General features: G+C 42.3%; 7 protein-coding genes. 6 read left to right on the top strand and 1 reads right to left on the bottom strand.

From position 1 onward, the window contains the following. On the top strand, nucleotides 1–933 hold a 933-nt coding region (locus tag ENI34_03415; GenBank protein HEC78175.1), incomplete at its 5' end, for a YjgP/YjgQ family permease. Nucleotides 934–1012: 79 nt separating this feature from the next. After that, the gene (locus ENI34_03410) at nucleotides 1013–2314 is read left to right on the top strand and encodes a GWxTD domain-containing protein (GenBank protein ID HEC78174.1); all 1302 of its coding nucleotides are present in this window, start codon (nucleotides 1013–1015) and stop codon (nucleotides 2312–2314) included. Nucleotide 2315: 1 nt separating this feature from the next. Here the strand turns inward: ENI34_03410 and ENI34_03405 are convergent, their stop codons facing one another. Beyond that, a complete protein-coding gene (locus ENI34_03405; GenBank protein ID HEC78173.1) occupies nucleotides 2316–3155 on the bottom strand; it encodes a peptidase M55 in 840 nt (279 codons plus the stop codon). A gap of 136 nt (nucleotides 3156–3291) precedes the next feature. Here ENI34_03405 and ENI34_03400 point away from each other — a divergent pair, with 136 nt between their 5' ends. The 4 genes from ENI34_03400 (at nucleotide 3292) to ENI34_03385 (ending at nucleotide 12017) form a co-directional block, all read left to right on the top strand. Continuing rightward, nucleotides 3292–3540: a hypothetical protein gene (locus ENI34_03400; protein ID HEC78172.1), complete on the top strand. Its 249-nt coding sequence runs from the start codon at nucleotides 3292–3294 to the stop codon at nucleotides 3538–3540. After that, nucleotides 3504–4406 (top strand): IS3 family transposase, encoded by a 903-nt coding sequence (locus ENI34_03395; protein ID HEC78171.1) that lies wholly within the window; start codon nucleotides 3504–3506, stop codon nucleotides 4404–4406. Before ENI34_03400 ends, ENI34_03395 begins: the two co-directional genes overlap by 37 nt. Nucleotides 4407–4588: 182 nt before the next feature. After that, nucleotides 4589–7813, top strand: coding sequence for a tetratricopeptide repeat protein (locus ENI34_03390; GenBank protein ID HEC78170.1), 3225 nt, complete (start codon nucleotides 4589–4591; stop codon nucleotides 7811–7813). 127 nt (nucleotides 7814–7940) lie between these two features. After that, nucleotides 7941–12017 carry a T9SS type A sorting domain-containing protein gene (locus ENI34_03385; protein HEC78169.1) on the top strand — a complete coding sequence of 1359 codons (4077 nt, stop codon included), beginning with the start codon at nucleotides 7941–7943 and terminating at the stop codon, nucleotides 12015–12017. The last annotated feature ends 270 nt before the right edge of the window (nucleotides 12018–12287 follow it).

The raw sequence follows: 12287 nt of genomic DNA, 5'->3' as shown, positions 1-12287 counted from the left end.
TTTATCTATTACCTCTATCTGACGCCGTCTTATATTGTTCTCCTCATCCCGGTCGCTTCAATAATGGCTGTCTTTTTCATCTTCGGGATAATGACCAAAAACAAAGAGTTGACCGCCCTGAAGACCTGCGGATTGAACATCAACAAACTCTTCCTCCTCATTCTCGGCGCCGGAGTCGTTATTTCAATATTCACCTTTGCGTTTCAGGAAACCGTCGGCGTCTGGGCTCAGGCGAGGTTGTACCAGCACAAAAGGACAAAAATCGACAAACGACCGCTGAAACCACACAGTCGACGCAGGAACTTCTTTTATCATGGTGAAGACGACTGGGTGTATTACATAAAAAGATTCGACAATAAAAGAAAACATCTTGATTATGTAATACTCTGGAAGATAACAAAAGAAAACAAAATCATCAAACGAATCGATGCGGCGGCGGCTCAGTATGATTCAATCTGGACCTTTTTCAAAGTGACGGTAAGGGATTTTGACTCACTCGGTAATGAAACGGTCAACGTCTATCCGCGTCTAAAAATGGCTGAATTGAAAGAAAGACCCGAAGATTTCCTTAAGAGGGTGAAACCCGTCGAAGAGATGAATTTTCTTGAAATCCATAATTTCGTCCAGAGGATGAGTCGCGCCGGACAGGATGTTGCAGAAGAAGAAGTGGAGTTGAATTACCGTTTTTCATACCCCCTTATAACCATAATCATCCTTCTCATCACCCTGCCTCTATCCGTCGTTCTCAAAAAAGGCGGCATAGCAATCGGATTGGGCATCAGCATCATCATTGCATTTGTATATTGGGGCGCCATCCAGTCCTGTCGTGCCTATGGGGTCGCCGGACTGATGAATCCCATGCTGGCGGCATGGCTGCCCAATCTGTTATTCGGCGCAATCGGGCTTCTCTTGATATTCAGAGTACCGCGCTGACCGGCGGGGGCAGGTGTTTCCTCTATACAACGCTTGACAAAGGCAATCTTTTAGGGATAATAAAAAGAAGAAGGAATTGATGAGAAATAAACGGCGGATCTTCAGCGTAATATTATTACTCTTTTTCCTCAGTTGTGGAGTAGCGAATATCTTTGCGGCACGTTATTACCGCCTCCTTGAAAAAGAACGAAAGATATTTCTCGGTCTGCGCGCACTCGATGCAGTTGCGGCGGTGGAATATATAAATCTGGCGTCTGCCACGGAACGCGCCGCCTTCTATGAAAATTTCTGGAAGAATAAGTCTGTTCAGGAACGAAAAGAGTTCGAAGAACGGATAGAATATGCCTTCAAGGAATTCGGGCGTTTTGCGCCTCTGAGTGATGATAGAATACTTGTTTACGTTAAATACGGTTCTCCGTCAAAACGCGAACAGATTCTGCCGCAGAAAAAGCCGGTAAAGACAAAAGAGATAATAAAACCCGCCGAGATATGGACGTATAAAAAGGAAGGTTTGATCTTCGACTTTGTGCGCCTCACCCGTGCCTATAAGACCATCGCCCAATCCAGATTCGGCAAACAGGCAAATGTCCCTTATTTAGAAGAAGTGAATACGGACACCGTCATCGAAGTCCGCACCCCGGGTGGTTTGTTAAAACTCGACGTCGCCACCGGAAGATTCCGCCAGGAAAAGAATCTCACCAGGCTTGAGTTGTATATCACGGTTGAGCTGGAGGATACAGCAGGCTTATTGCTTTCGAGAAACGTCAAGATATTCAGTAAAAAAGACAGCCTCGTTGCGGAAAAACATCATATTTTAATACCGAAGAACAGTGAACAAGGAATTTTCTTTGATGAAGTGAACTTCTGGCTTATGCCCGAGGAATACCGAATAGAGTTTGAAATAATCGACGGCAAGAACAACAGGATCGGCAAAAAGACACTCTGGGTGAACCTTCTTGATTATCAGAATGACGCCAAAGAAATCAGCGATTTAATCCCGGCTCGACTCATCGACCGCGAATTCACCCACAAGAAATTTCACAAGCCCGTCGGTAGGGTCATCCCTCTGACAAAAACCACGGTACCCGTTCATCAACCATTCTATTTTTATGCCGAGGTCTATAATCTGGAAACACAGGGCGGTATGCACCGATTGAAGATGACTTATGAGGTATATAATAAAGAAAAAATGCGCAGAGAAGTTATTGACGTAATGATGAAAGATCAGTCAGAAGTCGGTGATGTCGCATATCTAGCTTCTCAATACCATCCCATGGACCTCGCACCGGGACACTATCTGATAGTCTTGAAGGTCAAAGACCTCTTCAGCGAAAAAGAACGGACCGCCGTGGCTGAATTTGAATTAAGCCCGCTAAAATGACTTAACCGAGTCGGCAAAGGGTGCAGATAAGCCGCATTATCCGATAGAACTCAAGTACGTCACTGCATTTAAAAATCACCTTGCGGGCTGAAACCCGCTTCAATCCGGGAATCGGCTCCACGAGATCGCCCATCAGCGAGTTGATCAGCTCGAATTCCGCACGTATCGGTCTTTTAAAAGTAAAAAGTTTCAACTTCCCGGATTTCCTGACCGCTTTTGCGGACTTTATTTCCATCTCTTCCTGAACCTCCACGGGATGGCGGCATTTCGCTGCAAACCGCGACACACCGTATTTTGTGATCACGGTTTCCGGATCCCGTCCGAAAAACTTTCTTACTTCTTTAATGAGTAAATCGTCACCTGAGACAAATCCCAGGGGAACGCCGAAGGCGCCGGCAACCGCGGCATTGATTTCAGTCTCACCGACATACTTTCCGTTTATTTTCAGGTTGTAGATGACCGATGAAGAATATGTATGGTCCATTCCTCCTGCCTTTGTTCCCGCCATAGAGTGATACCCGACCAGAAAAAGAATATCAAAATCTTCATTGAGCCCTTCCACCATATAGTAATTCCGTGGTGAGCCTTTTATTAAGTGAACTCCCCTTGCAAGTCGTCCGATCAGAAGATTTTCACCTTCAGCGTGGCTGTCACAGACCAGAATTTCTCCGATGTCGCTGCGTGCCCTCCTGATTCCCCTCACCACGGCGTTGACTTCGTCGGTCCCGATTTCCCTTATATTCCTTAAGGAAACGGAATCTTTCTTCAATTCCTGCCAGGAACTGACACCGCTTACCCCTTCTATATCAAAAGAGATAAATACATTAAACTTTTTCCGCATAATCAATTATATATCCTGACACTTCATTGTCAATGGAAAATAGGGTATACTGAGACCCTTAGGGACCGGACACGATGGATTTGTAGAAGTATAATGGTTTAATTAACAGGAGGAAAGTGATGAAGAAAAGTTAGCGATAGTCCTTGAGGGACTGAAGGAGAAGCGGCCGGTTGCTGAGATCTGCCGGCAGCATCGAATCAGCCAGACTTTGTATTATCGCTGGCGGGATAAATTCTTAGAAGGTGGCAAAAAGGGATTAGTCAATGGTGCTGGTGATGACAATGCTTATAAGGCGGAGATTGAGAAGTTGCAGAAGATTATCGGCAAGCAGGCGATCCAGATTGAGATATTAAAAAAAACCGCGGAGTTATTCGGGACAAAGTGACGGCAGTGGAATCATTAAAGCAAGCTGGGTACACCGTCCGAGCGGCGTGCCAGGCATTAGGGTTTTCCCGGAGTGGTTATTATGCCTCAAGACATTTTAGGGGGGCTACCGAGAAGGTTTTGGGCCGTGATGAGGAGAGATTGGTTGCTCTAATTAAAGGGCTAAAAGGGAAGCATCCGTTTTGGGGTTATCGTCGGGTCTGGGCGTGGTTGCGGTATCGTGCGGGTATGGTGGTGAATCAGAAGCGGGTGCGTCGGTTGATGAAGGAGCATGGTTTGATGGTATTACAGAAGGTTTATAAATCAAAGAGGGAGTCATTCAGGAGTAAGCCTCGGCCGGATCGTCCTAAGCAGATCTGGGGTATTGATATGACCAAATTTATTGTTAATGCCCTGGGTTGGGTTTATTTAGTGCTTGTGCTTGATTGGTATACGAAGAAGGTTGTGGGTTGGCATATTTCCTTACGGAGTAAGACTGCGGATTGGAAGCGGGCATTGGATATGGCGGTTAACCGGGAGTTTCCTGCGGGGGTGCGTGATGCGGGATTAAAGTTGGTGAGCGATAATGGTTCGCAGCCGACCTCGGTGAGTTTTATGCGGGATATGGCGAGTTTGGGGATTGAGCAGATATTTACCACCTATGACAATCCGAAAGGAAATGCGGATACCGAGCGGATGATGCGGACGATCAAAGAGGAGGTTATCTGGCTTAATGAGTTTGAGACGCTTGAGCAGGCAAAGGTGACGATCGGGCGATGGATTGAGAATGATTATAACCGATTATATGTGCATAGTGCGTTAGGTTATCGGAGTCCTGAAGAATTTGAGGCACTCTATAACCAGAATAAATTGGTTAAGGTAGCATGAAATTCTCTACAAATCCTAACCATCATTTTTGTCTTGACAACAGGGACGCAATTCACATTCTTGACAAGTGCCGAAAACAGTAGTCGACCACTGCCTTGTGACTCGCCATTCGTAATAGTCTCTGAGCAGTTAAACACTTTCATACTTGACATAAGATATCCAGGGAATATACTTAATTGTATATGAAAGCAAAAATATCTTCAAAGTCAGCAATTATTGACCATCGTACGAAGCCAAAGAGAAAAATTACAGAACCATTTATTTTAAAAACTAAACTTATCTTACCGATGATTAAAGAGAATACAATCTCTCGTCCTCGATTGGTTTCATTACTTAAAAAAAATCTTAACAAGAAGTTAATTCTTATCATCGCTGATGCAGGATATGGTAAGACAACTCTGGTTACCCAATTCCTGTTTCAGAAGAGACCACCGTATGTATTCTATGATCTTGAAACAAATGATCAATGCCTTTCGGCTTTTCTTTTTTACCTTATTGAAGCAATAGGAAAGTTGCAGACTGGACTTGGTGAGAGAACAAGGACTCTCCTATTACACCTAGAGAATATCACCAGCCACATCGAGATGGTAATGGGGACTTTAATAAATGAGATTGTTGAGAAAAGGAAAGAGCAAATGTTCATAATCCTAGATGACTTGCACACAATTCCCGAAGCAAGTTTTATCTATCAAGCACTCGACTATTTTATTGAACATTTGCCCAGTAACGTGCATGTCATCATATCATCACGTACTTCTCCGCCATTACTCTCCTTGGCACGATGGCGTTCAAAGCAGGATGTTTTTGAATTAACCAGGGAGGATCTAAGATTTACTGAAAAAGAGATAAAATCTTTGCTCAAAAACATATATAAGACAACGCTTGGCTCAGAAGAGTTAAAAGAACTTGTCCTACATACTGAAGGTTGGTCAACTGGTTTGCAGATGATACTACAACATACAGGTGCCGAGCGGATAAAAAAGAGCTTGAACAGTTATCTTGAATCCAATGTTCCACTTTTTGACTATTTTGCCAATGAGATATTAAGAAATGAAACAAAGAAAAGAAAGGAATTCTTGTTAAAATCCTCGCTGTTGGAATACCTCAGTCCGGATGCGTGCTGTGCGGTTACCACAATAGAAAACTCTAATGAGGTGCTGAAATCATTGGTGCAAAATAACCTTTTTACAACATTGGTTTCATCTCGCCCCCGAATTTATAAATATCATTATCTCTTCCGGGAATTCCTTAAGCACGAATTAAGCAAGGTGGTTTCTTCAAAAGAATTACGCAACCTCCATATGAATGCCGCGAAGTTTTACATCAAGAAAAGAATTTGGGACAGGGCGATTCACCATCTTATTGAATCAATGGCTTATGAGCAAACGGCAATGATAATCGAAAAAATTGGTGCGGATCTAGTGTATTCCGGTCGGGTTAACCTCCTTTATCACTGGCTTGAATCTCTGCCTGACAAAACTGTGACGGCACGTCCACGGCTCCTCATCTATAAGGCAAAGATTCTACAACAGTGGGGTAAATGGGATGAATCACTTGAATTTTTTATGAAAGCCAGGAGAATTTTCCACGGAACGGGCAAGCAAAGTGGCGAAGCAGAGGCATTATTCAACATCAGTAGTATATGTTATAATCGAGGTATTTATAAAAAGGCGATAAGATTGGCAAAAGAAGCTATCGATTTGATTGAAGATACAGACAATTGTCTTAAAGCGAAACTTTTGAACCAGTTGGCTGGAGCATACTACTCCCTGTACGATTATGAGTTAGTGGAACAGACCTTGAAGAAAGCACTGTTTTTATGCCATAGATTCCATTACCCCAAACTTCTGGTTCAAACAAAGGCTAATCTTGCAGCATTATATTACGCCACTGGTAAAATATCACAGGCACTCGATATTTACCGTTATCTGCTTCAGTCAAATAACTTTGTTCACAATAATCCGCCTTTGGCAATAACTTGCTATTGCAATTCTGCTGAAATATATCTAGCAAGGGGCGAGTTTGAATCGGCAAGAGAACCTTTGGAAAAAGCCCTGCAACTTGGCAAAGAAATCAATTACAAAGAGGGACAGAGTTATGCCCTGGCTATTACGGGGAATTTCTATCGATTGGCTGGTGACTATGAGAATGCCCTTAACTTTTATAATCAAGCATTGGAATTGAATGTAGATATGAAGCAGGAATATATCAACCACATAATTCTGTTTGGTATGGCGCAATGTTATCAATTGAAAGGAGAATTGGACAAAGCTGAAGAGTTTGTCAAAAGTTGTTTGACAGCAGAGCAAAAAGATGAATTGTTTATGGCTTCTTTGTCTCTTGTTCTTGGTGAAATAGCACTTCGCCATAATCAATATGAGAAGGCTGAGGAGATTTTCTTACAAAGCCATAGGGTTTTTCAGAAAAAAGGACCTGAATACAATAGGATGCTAAACCACTTTCAGCTTGCAAATCTCTACTGGGCAAGGCGGAATACTACGAAAATGAAAGAACATCTCAAACAAGCTATCGCAATTGCTAAACAAGAAAGATACGATGGTTTCTTGATCGACGAGATAAATAGAAACCCAAGGATTCTTGGATGGATAAGAAATGAGAATATCGACGACGCATATATTTCTGTTATTGCCAAAAGAATTCAACGAAGCAACTATCTTGAAATTTCTATGCTTGGTACCTTTCAAGTAAAAACCAGCGGTATTCTTGTCACTAGCAAAATGTGGAAAACACGGAAAGCAAAGTCAATTGCTGCCTATTTGTTTGCCCACCGAAACGAAATCACTACCCGGGATTGTTTACTCGACATATATTTCTCTAATTATGGCCCTAAGAAAGCCGCTCATAACTTAGTGACATCGCTCCATTTTATTAAAAAAGCTATTGGGGAAAATATTCTCATTTATCAAAGAGGAGGTTATTGCATCAATTCCAAGGCCTCTGTGTCGTACGATGTTGATGAGTTTCTGCAAATGGTTCAAATTGGAGATAAATATAAAACCGAGAAAAATAATGAAGAATCAGTGAAACAATACCTGAAAGCAGTGGAGATATATAAGGGAGACTATCTTGAAGATATCTATGATAACTGGTGTGAAACATCCAGAGAATATTACCGCTCTATATATCTCAGGATATTAACGCTTTTGGGAGAGTATTTTTACAGTCGCGGCGAATACGAGCAGAGTATGAAGTACTATCATATGATGCTCGAAAAGGATAAATATATGGAAGACGCTCACTGTGGAATAATGAAGTGCTATTCGCAGGTCGGCAATCGAAAAGGTGTGGTTCAGCAATTTCAGAAACTTGTTACAGTTTTGCAAAATGAATTGGGACTTGAGCCACTTCCCGAGACCAAGAAACTCTATAATCGTTTAATTCAATAAAACATCTAAATCCCTCAGAATTAGACAGTCATTTTTCATGTTTTTTCGCGGACACCGTCAAATTTGACATTTTTTTGACAAAACATTGACTCTTCTCATTATACTTCTATTATCAAAGGAGGTTGAGATGCTAAAATACAATTTTCTTCTTTTGTTGTTCATTACCATAATTGTAACGAGTTTAGATATGGGACTCTACGGTTTGGATGCACATCTTGATCCTACAGATGGCGAATTTCAGCGTCATTCTTTGGAAGAACTCCCCCCTTCAATTCGTCCTTTTTCTTTTGATACGAAGAACCCCTCCACTAAAGGGGACAGTTTGAAGTGCACACTTGTTGGTGGTTGGTTCAGAGGACCCTCCCACACACTCAAGGTTGTCGACAGCCTTGCTTATATAGGGGATGGTAGATATTTCAAAATTATCAATGTAAAGAATCCTTCTTCTCCAGAATTACTTGGGACGATTACAACGGCTAGTTTTGTATGGAACGTTTATGTTTCAGGTAACTATGCCTATATTGCCAACGATGGCGATGGACTTATGATAATAGATGTGTCTGATCCCCAAAATCCTTTTGAAGCTGCATTTTTTCATACATCTACACCCACATACTACAGTACTGTAACGTGTGTTCATGTATCAGGCAACTACGCCTATTTGGCAAATGGTTGGGATGGACTCAGAATTTTGGATGTATCAGACCCTGAGAATCCTTGGCAGGTAGGTATCTGCAATACACCAGGTTTTGCAGAAGGAGTTTATGTTTCGGGTAATTATGCCTACGTCGCAGATTGGTGGAACGGTCTCAGAATTATAAATGTATCAAACCCTGCTAACCCTTCAGAAGTAGGGTATTATGATACAGAGAGCTATGCAAACCGTGTTTGTGTATCGGGTAGTTATGCTTATGTAGCTGATTATAACGACGGCATTAGGATAATAGATGTATCAAACCCTGCCGGTCCTTGGGAAATAGGATACTATGATACTGGACAGGAGGCATATGATGTCTTTGTCAAGAATAACTACGCCTATGTTGCAGATCGCAGGGATGGTCTCAGAATTATAAATGTATCAAACCCTGCTAACCCTTCAGAGGTAGGGTATTATGACACAAACGATTATGCAGTCGCCGTTCATGTTACAGATAACTACGCCTATGTTGCAGATTACAGCGATGGTCTCAGAATTATAAATGTATCAAACCCTGCTAACCCTTCAGAGGTAGGGTATTATGACACAGGTGGTTTGTCAATAGATGTTTGTGTTTCGGACAACTATCTCTATGTTGCAGCTTTCACTGATGGCCTCAGGATCATAGATGTATCCGATCCTGCTCACCCTGTAGAAATAGGACACTTGGATACAGGGAATGAAACAAATGGTGTTTTTGTTTCAGGTAATTATGCTTATCTTGCAGATGACTGGGGTGGCCTCAGGATTATAAATGTTTCAGACCCTGCCAGTCCATGGGAAACAGGAATCTATAATGCCGGTTGGCTTGCAAATGATGTCTATGTATCAGATATTTATGCTTATGTTGCAGAGGGTTTTGGCAATATCGGCGGTCTCAGGATTATAGATATATCAAATCCTGCTAATCCCTGGGAGGTGGGTTACTGCGCCACGAGTGAAGCATATGGTGTTTATGTTGCAGGCAACTATGCCTATGTGGCAGATTATTGGAAGGGCCTTAGAATAATTGATATATCCAATCCAACTAGCCCTTTTGAGGTAGGCCAGTATGATACAGATGGTTATGCGAAGGATGTTTATATTAAAGGTAATTATGCCTATGTGGCAGATGGTAGTTGTGGTCTCAGAAATATAGATGTATCTGATCCTGCCAATCCTTTTGAAGTGGGCTTTTATATGCCTCCGCTCAGTACACCCAAAGGCATCTATATTTCAGGTGATTATGCTTATATTGCAAACTGGAGTGAGGGACTTCGAGTCGTAGAAATATCAAACCCGGCAATTCCCATAGAAACAGGTTACTATGATACAGGTGATTATGCAGAAGGTATCTGTGTTTCAGATGGTTATGTTTATGTCGCAGACTATAATGACGGAGTTTACATAATCCGTTATGATACCTCGGGCATTGCTGACATTAGCACTACTCCAAATGGGCTTATTTTTGACTACAGTACGAAAAAATCAGAAGGTCTATCCTGTCCGTCTGAATACCAAATAGCTAATTCCCGAATTGACGAGCAATTGTTGGATAGAATAAGAAAATCACCTAAGCAAGAATTGATTCCTATTCTCATCAAGATGTCTGAGCAGTTGAATAGCGACGTTCTTTCAGTCCGTGCTACTGGACTAGCAAAACAGGAACGAAGAGAATGGGTCAGTGCCCAGCTAAAATCATTGGCTCAACAGACCCAGAAAGCATTGCTTTTGTATTTAGAATCCGAAAAACAAAGAGGAAACGCAAAGGATGTACGTTCACTCTGGATTGTAAACGCTGTTTCAGTAAAAGCTACAAAGGATGTAATAAATAGACTTTCTGTTATGCCGGGGGTAAGTCAAATATCCTATGATGGCAATTACTTTCATATTTTGGGCAAACCTGGTTCTTACAGTGGCAAAAGACCTGCAGATCCTGATAGAGCAATAGTTTGGGGTGTTCAAAAGATCAGGGCGGATCAGGTTTGGCCATTGGGTTATACTGGTGATGGTATTATCATTGGCAATATTGACACGGGCGTTAATTATAATCATACTGATCTTGCTGACCATATGTGGAATGGTGGTGCTTTGTATCCACATCACGGCTGGGATTTTGTCAATAAGGATAATGATCCAATGGATGATAATGGACACGGTACACATACAGCAGGAACTGTAGCAGGAGATGGCACTTCAGGTACCCAGACCGGTGTTGCACCAGATGCTCAGATAATGGCGCTCAAGGTTTTAAATGCAAGTGGCAGCGGAAATTTCTCGGATATGGCAGATGCTATTCAATTTGCCATAATTCACGGCGCCGATGCCATTAGTATGTCCATTGGTGCCGAAGATCCGAGTAATTCTACCAAGGATTACTGTCGTAATATGTGTAACAATGCCTTTGCTGCTGATCTGCCGATGGCGGTTGCCGCAGGGAATGGTATCTCAGGCTCACCTGGTTCTCATTATAATGTCCCTCACGATATAAGTACGCCGGGGGATGTTCCAGCTCCCTGGTATGGCAGTGCTGGTCACAGTGCAGTCCTGACAGTAGGTGCGACCAACAGCAGCAATGTTGTTGCCAACTTTTCCAGTTATGGTCCGACTGAATGGAACACAGAGACCTACCATGACTATTCCTATCCTCCCGGATTAATGAAACCGGATGTGAGTGCACCGGGTGTAAATGTTATCTCCTTGATGCACAATGACAACAGTGGGTATACTATTGGTTGGGACGGTACTTCAATGGCAACACCCCATCTTGCCGGAACCATTGCATTGATGCTGGAGAAGAATCCTTTACTAACGTGTAAGGAAATAGATAGTATTATTAGCAACTTCGGAGTTGTTGATTTGGGTAATCCTGGAAGAGATAGTCTTTATGGTGCAGGTCGGATAGACGCATACGACGCCGTTGTAGCAACCCCTGCAACGAGTGCTAGAAAAGGAACTTTTTATACGTTGAATGCTCCTTCTGCAACATTGCACCTAAGTGTTTCTTCAATCACCTGGTCTGCTTCGTGGATAAAAGACGTGAGTCCCACTGCGGCCGCAATTGGCATAGGGGATTCCACTGCAATTGATGTATATGTGGACTCTGTTGGTATACCAGCGCCTGGCACATACTGGGACACCTTATGGATCTATTCTAATGACCCGGATGAAAATCCGTATCCTGAGCCGATTTGTCTAATAACAGGAATTGTTGGTATCGAAGAAGAAAAAAAGACAATGCAATTACCAGCGACAAATCACATGTGCCTAATTGGCCCTAATCCTTTCAAATCAGCAACCAAAATTAGTTATACCGTAGCAAAAGCGAGTAATGTAAAAGTTGAGGTCTATAATGTCTTAGGGCAGCAAATAAAGACTTTAGTTAATAAGAAACTTACACCGGGTTATTATGAGACAATTTGGTACAGCAAAGACGATAGAGGTCGGCGAGTTCCCGCTGGTGTCTATTTTATGCAATTGACTGTAAACGATGAGAATCTAACCAAAAAGCTAATCCTCACAAGATAAACAGAATACTGAAGAAATGATATATGGTAAAATAAATTGCATCAATAGACTAATAAACAGAAAAACAGGAGGAGGATATCCAAAGGAAATATGTTGTGCTTATACTGGGCTTTCTTTTTTCTTCTATGGCCTTAACTAGAGCACAGCCCATGTGGTCAACATTTCAATACGATAACCAGAGAACTGGCAGGTGCCCTTATATTGGGCCTGACACACCAGATACACTCTGGACCTATACCGCTGGTGATACTATTAATTGGTCGTCGCCGG

It is taken from the genome of candidate division WOR-3 bacterium (assembly GCA_011052815.1).
Lineage (GTDB): Bacteria > Hydrothermota > Tepidihabitantia > SM23-42 > SM23-42 > DRIG01.
Note: the sequence above shows the minus strand (reverse complement) of the source record. Positions and strands in the feature narration are given on the sequence as shown.